The organism is Hafnia alvei, from assembly GCF_900095695.1.
Lineage (GTDB): Bacteria > Pseudomonadota > Gammaproteobacteria > Enterobacterales > Enterobacteriaceae > Hafnia > Hafnia alvei_B.
Genome location: NZ_FMIQ01000021.1, coordinates 1 through 13416, shown reverse-complemented (window position 1 = coordinate 13416; position 13416 = coordinate 1). Strand labels below are relative to the sequence as shown.

The window sequence follows — 13416 nt, the reverse complement described above, 5'->3', positions numbered from 1 at the left end:
CGCTCACAGGCTCTGGTTTGTAGGGACAGAGGCGGAGGGATCAGACACGCTCGATAATCATGGCGATGCCTTGCCCTACACCGATGCACATGGTGCAAAGTGCGTAGCGCCCGCCGCGCCGTTCCAGTTCAAAAGTGGCTGCCAATGCCAAACGTGCTCCGCTCATGCCAAGAGGATGACCGAGCGCAATGGCACCGCCGTTCGGGTTCACGTGTTCGGCATCGTCAGGAAGGCCAAGCTGACGCATCACGGCCAGAGACTGCGCCGCAAAGGCTTCATTGAGTTCAATGACGTCCATTTGGTTCAGGCTTAAGCCGGCCAGTTCCAACACTTTGCGTGTGGCTGGCAGCGGGCCGATCCCCATAATGCGTGGTTCAACGCCACAGGTTGCGGTGGCGACAATGCGCGCTCTGGGTGTCAGTCCCTGCGCGATAGCCAGCGCTTCAGATGCCACGATCAGCGCGGCAGCACCGTCGTTAACCCCTGAGGCATTTCCGGCTGTTACGCTGCCCGGCATACGGAAAGGCGTTTTCAGGCTTTGCAATTGCTCCAGCGTGGTTTCTGGACGAGGATGTTCATCCTGTGTCACGCGGATCTCCGCCCCCTTTTTACCTTTCAAAACCACCGGAACAATTTCTTGCCCTAACACGCCTGAAGCCTGCGCCTTAGCGGTACGCTGTTGACTGCGCAGCGCAAAGGCATCTTGATCGGCGCGGCTGATATTGAACTGAGCGGCCACGTTTTCGGCGGTTTCCGGCATGGAATCGGTGCCAAAAGATCCCTGCATGAGCGGATTCACAAAGCGCCAGCCGATAGTGGTATCGAATATTTGTGCCTGACGGCTGAAGGCGCTGTCGGCTTTGCCCATCACCAGCGGAGCACGCGTCATGGATTCCGCGCCTCCGGCCAACATCAGCTGAGCGTCACCGGCTTTAATGCTGCGGGCAGCAAAGGCCAGCGCGTCTAAACCAGAGCCGCACAGGCGATTGATAGTGGTGCCTGAAACGGTTGATGGTAATCCAGCCAATAACGCGGCCATACGGGCTACGTTACGGTTGTCTTCTCCGGCCTGATTGGCGCAGCCGAGGATCACGTCGTCAACGCGCTCCCAGTCCAACGTGGGATAACGAGCCATCAAGGCTTGCAATGGAATCGCGGCCAAATCATCGGCGCGCAGGCCGGCTAATGCACCAGCATAGCGACCAATCGGGGTGCGAACGCCGTCGCAGATAAAAGCGTGATTCATGGCTGCTCTCCTTGCTGTTCTAAAAGGGAATGACCAAGACGATGCGCACGGCCACGAAACCACGCGACGGTTTTGCCATCTTGGTTCGTGATCTCAACGTCGTATAGACCCGTTTTCTTGCCCTGATGTCGCACTTCGGCACTGGCGGTTAGACGATCGCCGCTAAATCCTGGGCGGATAAAATCAATGGAACAGCCAGAAGCCACGGCGGCTAATCCTTGGCTGTTGCAGGCATAGGCAAATGCAGTATCGGCAAGGCTGAAAAGTTGCCCGCCGTGACAGGTTTGGTGCCCGTTAAGCATGTTGGGGGCGATAGTCATGCTGACCTGAGCGAAACCGCTATCGACGCGGTCGATGGTCATCCCCATGGACTGCGCGCAGGTATCTTGGGCAAACATCAGCTCGGCGCAGCGTTGCGCTAAATGAGTTGGTGATGAGGCGTTCATCAATGAAGCTCCTGAGTGGCAAGCGAAACGTAGCCAGCCGCCAGTTGGCGCAATAGCGGCGCTGGGCGATAGCGGGTGTCGGCATAGAAGTGATTAAGGTTTTCGAGCGTGGTGAGAATATGCTGCCAGCCAAGCTGGTTACCCCAGGCTAATGGGCCTGCGGGATAATTCACCCCCAGACGCATCGCCAAATCGGTGTCTTCGCTGCTGGCGATCCCTTTGTTCACCACGTCAAGCGCCTCGTTGCACAACATGGCAACCGTGCGCAGGGTTAACAGCGCCGGATAATCAGGAAGAACAATGACGTTTTTGCCTAAGGATTGCAGGAAGCGAATCACTAACGCCGTTTGCGCTGCGCTATTACAGCTGGCTGCGCTAATAGCGATGGCTGGAGCCTGTTGATGATTCACGGAAAGATCAAACTGAACCACGGGCGTTCTCGTTTCTGCGGCGAGTCTTGATGATAATTTACCGTTTGTTAACATAAATGTAACTTCATCGAGGCGTAAAAACGGAGGCGATTCGGCACTCTCTTTGAGTTCTTCAATCGCGATCCCATTTTGTTGCAACAGGGCAGCAAATTCAGGCAGCGCCGACCAGCGCCCATGGGCGCTAATTCGTTGCGGCATCGCGCCAGTTTCAATCGGTGCAAACTCAGGGGGAATCGGCTGAATATCGCTCTGATAGCGATAAAAACCACGGCCACTTTTACGTCCTAAATGCCCAGCCTCTACCAGCTCTTTTTGCACCAACGAGGGCTGAAAGCGAGGATCAGAGCCAAAGGCATGAAATACCGATTCCGTTACCGCATAGTTCACGTCGTGGCCAATTAAATCGGTTAGCTGCAACGGCCCCATCGCAAAGCCGCCGGCATCACGCAGCACGGCATCCAGCGTGGCCGGTGTGGCGATCTGCTCCTCTAACGCCCGCAGGGTTTCGGCGTAGAAAGGACGCGCAACGCGGTTAACGATAAAACCGGGCGTCGAACGACAAACCACCGGCTGTTTTTTCCATGCTATGGCCAGTTCTCGCAGCGCATTGAGCGTGTCCGCATCGGTTTCCAAGCCACGTACAATTTCGACCAGCTTCATCACCGGCGCGGGATTGAAAAAATGCAACCCAGCCATACGCTGCGGGTGTTTCAGGGCGCTGGCAATGGCGGTAATTGATAGCGAAGAGGTGTTGCTGGCAAACAACGTTTGCGATGAACAAATCGCTTCCAGATCGCGAAACAGGCTCTGTTTGATCTCTAAACGCTCGGCGATCGCTTCGATCACCAAAGCGCAAGGAGCCAACTCGGTGAGCGCGGTGACAATTTGAATACGCGCTAAAAGCTGTTGCGTGGTATGGGCATCCGTTTTACCTGCATCAACTCGCTGTTGCAGGCGTTGATGTAAAGCGCTTAACGCACGCGATGCGGCTTCGGCGTTAACGTCAAACAGCATCACATCATGTCCTGCGCTGGCGGCAACCTGAGCAATGCCAATGCCCATTGTTCCTGCGCCAATCACGCCAACGGAGCCTTGTAGCAAAGGAGAAGGCATGATTATTTCCCCTTAAATTCAGGCTGACGTTTTTGGAAGAACGCGCTCACGCCTTCGCGGTAGTCTTCGCTTCGGCCTCCGAGGCGTTGTAGATCGCGTTCAAGATCCAGCTGTTGATCGAGCGTGTTGGTGGCGGCGCTGTACATTGCCTTTTTAATTAGCCCTAAACCATAGGTTGGCTGGGTCGCGAGGTGCTGAGCGAGTTCTTGTGTGCGTGCTGCCAGCATTTCGGGTTCAACAACTTGCCAGATCATGCCCCATTCCAACGCCTGCTGAGCGCTGATCTTATCGCCCAACAACACCATTCCCATGGCGCGCGCATGACCGGCTAAGCGGGGTAAGAACCAGCTGCCGCCGGAGTCTGGCACCAGACCTAAACGGCAAAATGATTGAATAAAGCTGGCGTTAGCGCTGGCGATCACAATGTCACACGCTAAAGCAATCGCGGCACCGGCACCGGCGGCAACGCCGTTAACGGCGCAAACGATCGGTTTCGGCAAGGCGGTCATACGGCGGATCAGCGGATTATAAAAACGCTCAACGGACAGCCCCAGATCGGGAGCCGCTTGCTCAACGCTGACGTTGCGATCGTTCAGATCTTGCCCCGCGCAGAAGCCACGTCCTGCGCCGGTGAACAGAACGCAGCGTACGGCTTCATCGCGTTCGGCGACGTTTAATGCTTCGCTAAGCTGACGGTGCATTTCGTCATTGAAGCTGTTTAAACGGTCGGGGCGATTGAGCGTGATAGTCAGAACGCCAGCCTCAATGTGGGTAAGTACCATGTTTTCATCAGAGGAAGTCATAGGATTAGCGTCCTTTAAATTCAGGTGAACGTTTTTCAAAAAAGGCGGCGATGCCTTCGGCGCGATCGTCAGTCCCTGCTAGTGAGACAAAATGCTGACGTTCCAGATTTAATCCCTGTGAAAGCGTGGTTTCCTGCGCGGCCTTAAGCGCTGATTTCGCCGCACGCAGCGCGAGCGGTGATTGCTGACTAATGCGCGTGGCAATTTGCTGGGCGCGTTCCAACGTCAGTTCGGTAACGCAGATTTCACTGATGAGCTGTGCATCGCGCGCCTGTTGCGCGTTAATCGGCTCACCTGTCAGCACCATCTGCGAGGCCAGTGATTTACCGACGCTGCGCAGTAAACGTTGGGTGCCTCCGGCGCCGGGTATCAACCCTAGGGTGATTTCAGGCAATCCGAAGCGCGCATTTTCGCCGCTCACTACGATGTCGCAGGCCAGCGCTAGCTCACAGCCTGCGCCAAGCGCGTAGCCATTGACGGCGGCGATAATCGGTTTGCTGATGGCATTGAAGCGCTGCCATACCTGTGGGCGGCGGTCGACAATGGCGTCTGCCACCTTTTGTTGCTGGAGCTCGCGTAAATCGGCACCGGCGGCAAAGCAGCGCGAGGAGCCGGTGATCACTACGGCACCAATGCTGTCATCGCTATCGGCATTTTCTAAATGGCAGACCAACAGCTCCAAACAGGCGGTGCTGAGGGCGTTACGTGCATCAGGGCGATTAAGCGTCAGGGTTAAAACCCGCTGTTGCTGGTGGCATAAAATCCAGTCGTTGCTCATGGGGTTTCCTTAGACGTCGAAGTCGAGAACTACGCCGTCGCCTTTCGGCCACGACTGGCAACTGAGGATATAACCGGCTGCGAGCTGATCGGGTTCTAGGCTGTAATTGACCCCCATTTCCACTTCGCCAGATTTGAGTTTGCATTTGCAGGTAGCGCATACGCCGCCTTTGCAGGCATAGGGTAAATCGGCACCTTGGCGCAGCGCCGCGTCCAGAATGCTGTCATCCTGCGCGCTCATCGTGATATTCACGCGGCGGCCATCCAACTGGATTTCCACCTTGGTTTGCTCTCGCTCGGTCATATTCACAGGACGCACGCTGACACCCGCTGTGTTGAAGCGTTCGCTATGAATATTTTCCGCCGCCATTCCTGCGGCTTCGAGCGTGGTGTCGGCATCGTCCATCATGCTTTCAGGGCCGCAGATAAACGCTTGATCGAACGTGGTGAAATCCAGCAGTGATTTGCCCATCAGGCTTAAACGTTCGCTGTCGATACGGCCATTAAGCAGCGGACTGTCCAAACTTTCTTGGCTAAACAGATAGAGAATTTGTAAGCGCTGCGGGAAGCGGTTTTTAAGATCGCACAGCGCTTCTTTAAACATGATGGAGCGGCTGGTGCGGTTGCCGTAAATCAGGGTGAATTCGCTTTCCGGCTCCAGCAGCAGCGTGGTTTTAATGATCGACAACATCGGTGTGATGCCTGAACCTGCCGCGATAGCCAGATAGTTGCCTTGGCGCTCGGCGGTAGGCTGATAGCCAAAGCGCCCCTGCGGCAGCATCACTTCAAGTGCATCACCCACGTTGAGTTGCTGATTGACGAAAGAAGAAAAGCGCCCTTGATGGATCGCTTTCACGCCAATTTGTAGCACGCCATCCTGCGGCGAACTGCAAATGGAGTAGCAACGGCGCAGCTCTTCACCATTCACGTTGGCCTTAAGCGTGAGATGCTGCCCCGGTTTATAGCGGTAATGTGTTTTTAACTCGTCGGGCACTTGTAGCGTAATCGCCACGGCCTCTGGGGTTTCCCGCTCAATGGCGGCAATGTTTAAACGGTGAAATACGGTCATTTTTCTCGCGACCTCTTAAATGCATTTGAAGTAATCGAAAGGCTCAAGACACTGCTTGCAGCGGTACAACGCTTTACAGGCGGTGGAGCCAAATTCGCTGATCTTCTGAGTTTCATGGCTGCCGCATTGCGGGCACTGCACCGCGCCGGAGGAAAGCGGCTTTTCACAGGCCAGCCCTTGCGGAGGCGCAACGCCATATTCACGCAGGCGCTTTTTGGCTTCGGCATTCATCCAGTCGGTTGTCCATGCCGGACTGAGCCGGATTTCAACTTTGATCGGGGAAAATCCAGCGGTGGTTAGCGTGGTTTGAATCGCGTTGATGAGAAACTCCGTTGCAGGGCAGCCGGAGTAGGTGGGCGTAAACGTGACCAGCCAGCCGTTTTTCAGAGGGGCAACGCCGCGCACCATGCCAAGATCGGTGATTGAAAGCACCGGTAATTCAGGATCGCTAATCTCATGCAGGCATTGCCAGATCTGATGGATCTCTGGCGTTAACAGGCTATTGAGTGGTTGACGTTGTTCCATGATCTTCTCCTGTTCCCCGTTGCCGCGTTACCAGCGACAGCCCGGATAAGCGCGCTGTAGAAACTGCATTTCGGCCAGCATGAATCCAAGATGTTCCGTGTGTTTGCCCTGTTTTCCGCCGTGGCGGTAGGCCTCTTCTTCTGGAAGCTGTAACGTGGCTTCCTGCAGAACTTGCTGTACGATTTGCAGCCACGGTGCCTGAAGGCTTTCAGGATTGACGGCGATGCCTTGCTCAGCGAGACGACGTTCAACGTCATCGCTGTGGAACAGTTCGCCGGTGAAACGCCACAGATCGTTAATCGCCTGCTGCATTTTTTTCTGGCTCAGTTCGGTGCCGTCACCAAGGCGGATCATCCAGCCACGACTGAAACGTAGGTGGTATTCAGCCTCTTTCAGTGATTTGGCACCGATAGCGGCAAGCTGAGGATCGCTGCTTTGGCTTAAGCCTTGATGCAGCAAAAAATGGTAGGTATCGAGGAAAAACTGGCGCACCAAGGTGTCGTTGAAGCCGCCGTTCGGCTGTTCAGCCAAAAGCAGGTTACAGAACGCCAGATCGTCGCGCCCAAATGCCAAGCTATCTTCGTCGACGTTCTCACCGGATAGTTCACCGGATAATTCGGCGGCATAGCTGTAGAAATTGCGTGCCTGCCCGAGCAGATCCAGCCCGATATTTGAGAGCGCGAGGTCGATTTCCAGCTCAGGCGCATGGCCGCACCAGGCACACAGGCGCTGAGCTAAAATGAGCGGCGTATCGGCTTGACGTAGTACGTATTGGATGAGGTCTTGATTTAACGTTGTCATCAGCTGCCTCACATGTTCTTGATGCCGTCAGGGATGGTGTAAAACGTCGGATGGCGATAAACCTTATCGTCTGACGGATCAAAGAATGCGGCGCGATCTTCCGGCTGCGATGCCACTAAATGCTCCGATTTCACCACCCAGATTGAACAGCCTTCGTTGCGGCGAGTGTAAGCATCGCGCGCGTTTTCCAACGCCATTTGATCGTCTGCGGCATGAAGGCTGCCAACGTGGCGATGGGCTAATCCTTGTTTGCTCCGAATAAAAACTTCGTAGAGTGGCCAATGTGCTTGAGTCATTTGGATTTCCTTGTTTATGCCGCGGTGGCGTTGGTGGCAGATTTTTCTGCGTGGGCCATTGCGGCATCACGTACCCAACAGCCTTCTTCCCAAGCGCGGCGTTTCGCGCTTAGGCGCTCGTGGTTGCAGAGGCCTTGCCCTTTGAGAACTTGATAAAACTCGCTCCAGTCGATTTCGCCAAAGCGGTAGTGGCCGCTGGCTTCGTCCCACAGCAAATCTTTGTCAGGCGCAGTCATGCCTAGCGCTTCTAGCTGCGGCACCGTGTTATCAACAAATTTCTGACGCAGCTCGTCATTGCTATGGCGTTTGATTTTCCAAGCCATGCTTTGTGCGCTGTGTGGAGAGTCGCTGTCGTTAGGGCCGAACATCATCAGCACCGGCCACCAGAAACGGTTGATGGAATCTTGCAGCATGGCGCGTTGCTCGGCGGTGCCGTTGGCCAGCACCGTAACGGCCTCATAGCCTTGGCGCTGGTGGAAGCTTTCTTCCTTACAGACTTTGATCATGGCGCGAGCGTAGGGGCCATAGGAGGCACGGCACAAAGCCACTTGGTTAACGATAGCGGCACCGTCAACCAACCAGCCGATGACGCCAACGTCAGCCCAGCTCGGGGTTGGGTAATTGAAGATTGAGGAGTATTTCATTTTGCCATCGAGCATCTTTTGGTAGATGTCTTGGCGTGAACAGCCCAGCGTTTCCGCAGCGCTGTACAGATATAAACCATGTCCTGCTTCATCCTGCACTTTTGCCAGCAGCACGGCTTTGCGGCGTAGGCTGGGTGCACGAGTGATCCAGTTGGCTTCTGGCAGCATGCCGATAACTTCTGAATGTGCATGCTGACCAATTTGACGGATGAGGTTTTGCCGATAGGCATCAGGCATCCAGTCTTTGGCTTCTATTGATGTATCTGCGGCAATTTTTGCCTCGAAGAGCGCCTGATGTTGAGCGTTTTGGGTCATTGCTTCCTCACTTAATGATTCGAATGTTTTAAGTTTTAATTTAAATTGTGAATCACTTTCAATAACTCAAAAGCTACATTCTGGTAACAAAAAGATCAAACACCTATTGTGCGCATTTGTCGTACAGGTCACAGGGTTTTATTTTTAATTGTTTAAAAACAGAAGTTTGATTTGTTGTAAAGATTTGCCAAGCTTGATGGGTGCTTTTTAAAATGCGATGTGTTTCTATTTTGTTAAATTAATGAGTGGCAGGTAACTAAAATAATGTGATACACCTTGAGTAAATACTTAGTCATAAAGTGAAGCTTGGAGGGTAGGATGCAGCAGTTAACCAGTTATATTTCAGGTGTCTGGGCATATGGGCAGGGCAAAGAGCGAGCGATCCACCACGCCGTGAGCGGTGAAGCGCTGTATCAGGTGTGTTCAGATGGTTTACCGCTGGCTGAAAGCTTGGACTATGCGCGCCAGAACGGCGGCAAAGCGTTGGCCGCGATGACGTTCCAACAGCGAGCGCAAATGATGAAAGCGGTCGCCAAGCACCTGCTGGCTCACAAAGAATCGCTGTATCAGATTTCGGCTGAAACCGGAGCCACGCGCGGTGATGGTTGGGTGGATATTGAAGGCGGCATTGCGACGTTGTTTGCCTATGCCGGTTTGGCTGGACGCGAGCTTCCTGACGATACCCTTTGGCCCGAAGACGAATTAATCCCTCTCTCCAAACAATCACAGTTTGCCGCCCGTCATGTCATAACGTCCCGTCCCGGCGTTGCGCTGCACATCAACGCGTTTAACTTTCCTTGCTGGGGCATGCTGGAAAAACTGGCGCCAACGTGGCTGGCGGGAATGCCTGCGATTATCAAGCCGGCAACGGCGTCGGCGCAGCTCACTCAGGCGATGGTTAAACTGATTATTGAAAGCGGATTGGTGCCAGAAGGGGCCTTGCAGCTTATCTGCGGCGGCGTTGGCGATATCTTTGAGCACTTGGACTATCAGGATGCGGTGACTTTCACCGGTTCAGCCCAAACCGGCCAGAAGCTGCGTTCACATCCACGCTTATTACAAAAATCCATCGCCTTCACCATGGAAGCTGACTCGCTCAACTGCTGCATTTTAGGCGAAGATGTCACACCTGAGATGCCTGAATTCGCGATTTTCATTAAAGAAGTGGTGCGAGAAATGACCACGAAAGCGGGGCAAAAATGTACCGCTATTCGTCGCGTGATTGTCCCCGCAGCGCAGATGGACGCCGTTCAACAAGCGTTGCTTAGGCGTTTAAGCGGTATCACGGTGGGCGATCCTGCGCATCCCGATATACGAATGGGCGCATTGGTCAATCTTGAACAGCGTGATGACGTGCAGCAAAAAGTTGATTATCTGCTGCGTAACGGCTGCGAACCTTTGTGTGGTGGCTCGCTTTCGGCGCTGCAATTAACCGGAAACGGTGCTGAAAACGGCGCATTTTATCCTCCGACGCTGCTTTACTGTGCCGACCCTTTCACGCATCAGGCCGTGCATGGCACCGAAGCCTTCGGGCCCGTTGCTACGCTGATGCCGTATCAAAACGCAGAGCAAGCGGTTGAATTAGCGTTGTTGGGGCAGGGGAGTTTAGCTGGCTCATTGGTTACTGCGGATGAGCAGATTGCGGCGAATATTATCCGCGCAACGGCTTGTGCTCATGGGCGTATGCTGATTTTGGATCGCCATGCGGCCGTAGAATCCACCGGCCATGGATCGCCGTTGCCGATGTTGGTACATGGTGGTCCAGGGCGAGCCGGTGGTGGTGAAGAGTTGGGAGGCTTACGCGCGGTAAAACACTATATGCAGCGCACCGCGATTCAAGGAAGCCCAACGATGCTGGCGGCGATTGGCCGTGAATGGGTGCGTGGCGCAAACGTGGTGGAAGAGCCGGTTCATCCATTCCGGAAATATTTTGAACAGTTGGCGATTGGTGAAAGCCTGTTGACCGCGCGCCGCACGATCACCGAAGCAGATATTGTGAATTTTGGCTGCCTGAGCGGCGACCATTTCTATGCCCACATGGATAAAATTGGTGCGGCGGAGTCCCTGTTTGGTGAGCGCGTGGCGCATGGATATTTTGTGGTGTCAGCGGCGGCAGGCTTGTTTGTCGATCCGGGCGTAGGGCCGGTGATTGCTAACTACGGTATGGAAAACCTGCGTTTTATCGAACCGGTGAAAATCGGCGATACCATTCAGGTTCGCTTAACCTGCAAGAAAAAAATTAAAAAGGCCCAGAAAACCGCTGAAGATAAACCGCATGGCGTGGTGGTGTGGGATGTGCAGGTGCTAAACCAGCATCAGCAGCCGGTGGCGCTGTACAGCATTCTGACGCTGGTAGCGCGTCAAAACGGTAACTTTATCCCTGCCGCTTAAATCCGTAAGATAGTCAGCACAGAAACCGCCGCATTCTGCGGCGGTTATTTTTTATACCTGAGAGCTGCACTATGACTTCCTCCCCAATGCACCGCCTGCTGACCATCATGCAAACCCTGCGCGACCCAGAACGCGGCTGTCCGTGGGATCAGAAGCAGACTTTCGCCACGATTGCGCCCTATACGCTGGAAGAAACTTATGAGGTGCTTGACGCGATTCAGCGTGAAGATTTCAGTGATTTACGTGAAGAGTTGGGCGACCTGCTGTTTCAAGTGGTGTTCTATGCGCAGATGGGGCAGGAGCAAGGGCTGTTTAACTTTGATGACGTGTGTAACGCCATCAGCGATAAGTTAGAACGCCGTCATCCGCATGTTTTTGCCGCCGAACACTCGGAAAGCGCCGAAGCATCGCTAGCGCGCTGGGAGCAACGTAAGGTGCAGGAGCGCGCTGAAAAGGATCTCAGTTCATCGATGGACGATATTCCGAATGCGCTGCCTGCGCTGATGAAGGCCTATAAAATCCAGAAACGCTGTGCGGCGGTGGGGTTCGATTGGGACACGCTTGGCCCGGTGTTAGGCAAGGTGTATGAAGAGATCGACGAAGTGATGGATGAGGCGCAGCAGGCGGTGGTGGATGAGGAGAAGCTAGGCGAAGAAATTGGCGATCTGCTGTTTGCAACGGTGAATTTATCGCGCCATCTAGGCCATAAAGCTGAAAACGCCCTACAAGCGGCTAACCGCAAATTTGAGCGCCGCTTCCGCGCGGTAGAAGATGCGGTGCGTGCCTCCGGCAAAACTATGGAAGAAGCCACGCTTGACGAAATGGAAGCGCATTGGCAGCAGGTGAAAAAGGCTGAAGCTAAATAATACCGCCAGTGAAGTGCAGAGGAGGGGGAATGCTGAGTGTTCCTTTCCTTTTTATCACTCATAATTGATAAATTGATTTTTAGAAACCATGGCGATTTTGTGTAAACTAGATTCTGATTAATATACCTAACTATTTTAGAATCATGATATTGATGATACTTATAGTGCAAGTCTGGTTGTTTGCTGTAGTATTAAATGTTTATTAATTTGTGAGTTTTAAATTAAGGCTATAGATGATTATTTTAAACTTTTCGCTTTTATGATCTTTACCTACCCCAAAAAACTCTATGGTTGAGTATTTTTCATATTGTGTTAGGTACGTTATAATAATTATGTCTGATTTTATTTTTTTTTGTAAATAAAACTTTTGAACTAATGTATTTCCCGAGTTTATTTTTTTGAATTGCCATTTTTGATATAAAATCATCCTTTGATAATATCCCTTCGGTTGTCTCTGGATCCATGTTTTTATAATATATGTAATAATTTGAATTGTTATATAAAACCCTAAGTGTTTGAATGTACATGATGGCTTTCTTAGTTTTACCATCTAATATCTCGTCATTTTTTAGTATCCCATGTGTATCGATATAATCAGTGTTAAATTGTAATTCCTTCATTGGGTGATGGCGGGATAAAACAAAATACTCTGTTAAAGTAGTGCGCTCATAGGTGGATTGATAAAAAAGATATATTAAGCTAGGGTAGGCTGAGTGGCTAAAGATAAGTTTTGTTTTTATCAAGTTTCCTAATGTGTTATGTTTGTTTTTTAAGTCAGTAAGAAATTCATTCTCATCAACTTTGGCACCTAATGTATCGGTGAATTGTTGATAAATGGAATGTTCTTTATGATCATTATAGAGTGTAAATAACTGCTTAACTTTGGCATCGGCTTCTGCAATATCTAAGGATGGTTTTATGTTGTTAGCAGTTGCAGAAACATTACTGAAAGTGAGTGCAAATATGAAAATTTTTAACTTTTTTTTAATAGCGAGGTTCATGATGTCTCCTTTGAATAATATTTAGTTTAATGGACATCTATTTTAGTTTGGTAAATTATCGATAGAAGTGTCAAAGGCATAGCTGCCAATCTCATTTAGACCCGAGTCAACGGCACCCTTTATACATTCAGTAAAAAGTTCTGCGGGACTGGTTTTTTGTTTTGTAGTTTTTTATCAATAGCTGATTTCCCTGCATTTTTAGCACAGCTTAGAGACATTTTAGCAATTCCTACAGCAACACCTTGCTCTAAGGCAGCACCGACCCCCAACGCCCCTAAGCCAATAGCTGATGAGCCGAATACGATACCTTTGGTATATTGATTTCCTGGATTCCAGCCATTAGTAGCAATACACATATTGTGATTTGCCTGCGATATCTCATTTGGCGATGAGTTATTTTTTGTCATTAACACATCCAGACTATCAATACTTTTACCGTAGCTTTCAAAACCAGAGCCGAGATTAATTTGGTTACTCAATCCTAGCGGATCCACTCCAGATAAAGGATTAGTTGGATAACCATAAAAATTCCATCCCCCATCCAACCCAATCGGATCCTGAGTAATATACCGGCCTATCGTCGGATCGTAATAGCGATGGCGGTTGTAGTGCAGGCCGGATTCTTCATCGTATTGTTGCCCTTGCATTCTGATTGGCTGGTGCAGCTGATGCGGATTTTCTTCGCTGAGCGT

13 protein-coding genes and 1 pseudogene are annotated in these 13416 nt (G+C 51.8%); 2 read left to right on the top strand and 12 right to left on the bottom strand.

Annotated features, from left to right (window positions below; all coding sequences use genetic code 11):
• Window positions 1-40: 40 nt before the first annotated feature.
• From pcaF to paaA, 10 genes are read right to left on the bottom strand one after another with little or no spacing between them, the layout of a single operon-like run.
• Window positions 41-1246 carry a 3-oxoadipyl-CoA thiolase gene (gene pcaF / locus BN1044_RS06045; protein WP_072307959.1) on the bottom strand — a complete coding sequence of 402 codons (1206 nt, stop codon included), beginning with the start codon at window positions 1244-1246 and terminating at the stop codon, window positions 41-43.
• Window positions 1243-1692: a hydroxyphenylacetyl-CoA thioesterase PaaI gene (gene paaI / locus BN1044_RS06040; protein WP_072307958.1), complete on the bottom strand. Its 450-nt coding sequence runs from the start codon at window positions 1690-1692 to the stop codon at window positions 1243-1245. The genes pcaF and paaI overlap by 4 nt, the downstream gene beginning before the upstream one ends.
• Window positions 1692-3236: a 3-hydroxyacyl-CoA dehydrogenase gene (locus BN1044_RS06035; protein WP_072307957.1), complete on the bottom strand. Its 1545-nt coding sequence runs from the start codon at window positions 3234-3236 to the stop codon at window positions 1692-1694. Before BN1044_RS06035 ends, paaI begins: the two co-directional genes overlap by 1 nt.
• Before the next feature lie 2 nt (window positions 3237-3238).
• Complete coding sequence (gene paaG, locus BN1044_RS06030) at window positions 3239-4039, bottom strand: 2-(1,2-epoxy-1,2-dihydrophenyl)acetyl-CoA isomerase PaaG (RefSeq protein WP_072307956.1); 801 nt, start codon at window positions 4037-4039, stop codon at window positions 3239-3241.
• Window positions 4040-4043: 4 nt separating this feature from the next.
• Window positions 4044-4817 carry a 2,3-dehydroadipyl-CoA hydratase PaaF gene (paaF, locus tag BN1044_RS06025; protein ID WP_072307955.1) on the bottom strand — a complete coding sequence of 258 codons (774 nt, stop codon included), beginning with the start codon at window positions 4815-4817 and terminating at the stop codon, window positions 4044-4046.
• Window positions 4818-4826: 9 nt separating this feature from the next.
• Window positions 4827-5885, bottom strand: a complete 1059-nt coding sequence (gene paaE / locus BN1044_RS06020) for a 1,2-phenylacetyl-CoA epoxidase subunit PaaE (RefSeq protein WP_072307954.1) — start codon at window positions 5883-5885, stop codon at window positions 4827-4829.
• 15 nt (window positions 5886-5900) lie between these two features.
• Window positions 5901-6410 carry a 1,2-phenylacetyl-CoA epoxidase subunit PaaD gene (gene paaD, locus BN1044_RS06015; protein ID WP_072307953.1) on the bottom strand — a complete coding sequence of 170 codons (510 nt, stop codon included), beginning with the start codon at window positions 6408-6410 and terminating at the stop codon, window positions 5901-5903.
• 27 nt (window positions 6411-6437) lie between these two features.
• Window positions 6438-7211, bottom strand: coding sequence for a 1,2-phenylacetyl-CoA epoxidase subunit PaaC (gene paaC / locus BN1044_RS06010; protein WP_072307952.1), 774 nt, complete (start codon window positions 7209-7211; stop codon window positions 6438-6440).
• Window positions 7212-7219: 8 nt separating this feature from the next.
• A complete protein-coding gene (gene paaB, locus BN1044_RS06005) occupies window positions 7220-7507 on the bottom strand; it encodes a 1,2-phenylacetyl-CoA epoxidase subunit PaaB (protein ID WP_043491508.1) in 288 nt (95 codons plus the stop codon).
• Window positions 7508-7521: 14 nt separating this feature from the next.
• Entirely contained in the window at window positions 7522-8466 is a 945-nt protein-coding gene (gene paaA / locus BN1044_RS06000) for a 1,2-phenylacetyl-CoA epoxidase subunit PaaA (RefSeq protein ID WP_211095620.1), read from the bottom strand.
• 318 nt (window positions 8467-8784) lie between these two features.
• Here paaA and paaZ point away from each other — a divergent pair, with 318 nt between their 5' ends.
• Both paaZ and mazG read left to right on the top strand, forming a co-directional pair.
• Window positions 8785-10857: a phenylacetic acid degradation bifunctional protein PaaZ gene (gene paaZ / locus BN1044_RS05995; RefSeq protein ID WP_072307950.1), complete on the top strand. Its 2073-nt coding sequence runs from the start codon at window positions 8785-8787 to the stop codon at window positions 10855-10857.
• Window positions 10858-10928: 71 nt separating this feature from the next.
• The gene (mazG, locus tag BN1044_RS05990; RefSeq protein WP_139130899.1) at window positions 10929-11723 is read left to right on the top strand and encodes a nucleoside triphosphate pyrophosphohydrolase; all 795 of its coding nucleotides are present in this window, start codon (window positions 10929-10931) and stop codon (window positions 11721-11723) included.
• Window positions 11724-12025: 302 nt separating this feature from the next.
• Here mazG and BN1044_RS05985 read toward each other — a convergent pair whose 3' ends face one another.
• Together BN1044_RS05985 and BN1044_RS05980 are read right to left on the bottom strand one after the other, a co-directional pair.
• Complete coding sequence (locus BN1044_RS05985) at window positions 12026-12724, bottom strand: hypothetical protein (protein WP_072307948.1); 699 nt, start codon at window positions 12722-12724, stop codon at window positions 12026-12028.
• A 476-nt stretch (window positions 12725-13200) separates the two neighbouring features.
• A pseudogene (locus tag BN1044_RS05980) lies at window positions 13201-13416 on the bottom strand (RHS repeat-associated core domain-containing protein); the annotation flags it as partial.

Bases quoted from the DNA above. Each gene is read 5' to 3' on its own strand.
- pcaF (WP_072307959.1), bottom strand. From the start codon at position 1,246: ATGAATCACGCTTTTATCTGCGACGGCGTTCGCACCCCGATTGGTCGC.
- paaI (WP_072307958.1), bottom strand. From the start codon at position 1,692: ATGAACGCCTCATCACCAACTCATTTAGCGCAACGCTGCGCCGAGCTG.
- BN1044_RS06035 (WP_072307957.1), bottom strand. From the start codon at position 3,236: ATGCCTTCTCCTTTGCTACAAGGCTCCGTTGGCGTGATTGGCGCAGGA.
- paaG (WP_072307956.1), bottom strand. From the start codon at position 4,039: ATGACTTCCTCTGATGAAAACATGGTACTTACCCACATTGAGGCTGGC.
- paaF (WP_072307955.1), bottom strand. From the start codon at position 4,817: ATGAGCAACGACTGGATTTTATGCCACCAGCAACAGCGGGTTTTAACC.
- paaE (WP_072307954.1), bottom strand. From the start codon at position 5,885: ATGACCGTATTTCACCGTTTAAACATTGCCGCCATTGAGCGGGAAACC.
- paaD (WP_072307953.1), bottom strand. From the start codon at position 6,410: ATGGAACAACGTCAACCACTCAATAGCCTGTTAACGCCAGAGATCCAT.
- paaC (WP_072307952.1), bottom strand. From the start codon at position 7,211: ATGACAACGTTAAATCAAGACCTCATCCAATACGTACTACGTCAAGCC.
- paaB (WP_043491508.1), bottom strand. From the start codon at position 7,507: ATGACTCAAGCACATTGGCCACTCTACGAAGTTTTTATTCGGAGCAAA.
- paaA (WP_211095620.1), bottom strand. From the start codon at position 8,466: ATGACCCAAAACGCTCAACATCAGGCGCTCTTCGAGGCAAAAATTGCC.
- paaZ (WP_072307950.1), top strand. From the start codon at position 8,785: ATGCAGCAGTTAACCAGTTATATTTCAGGTGTCTGGGCATATGGGCAG.
- mazG (WP_139130899.1), top strand. From the start codon at position 10,929: ATGACTTCCTCCCCAATGCACCGCCTGCTGACCATCATGCAAACCCTG.
- BN1044_RS05985 (WP_072307948.1), bottom strand. From the start codon at position 12,724: ATGAACCTCGCTATTAAAAAAAAGTTAAAAATTTTCATATTTGCACTC.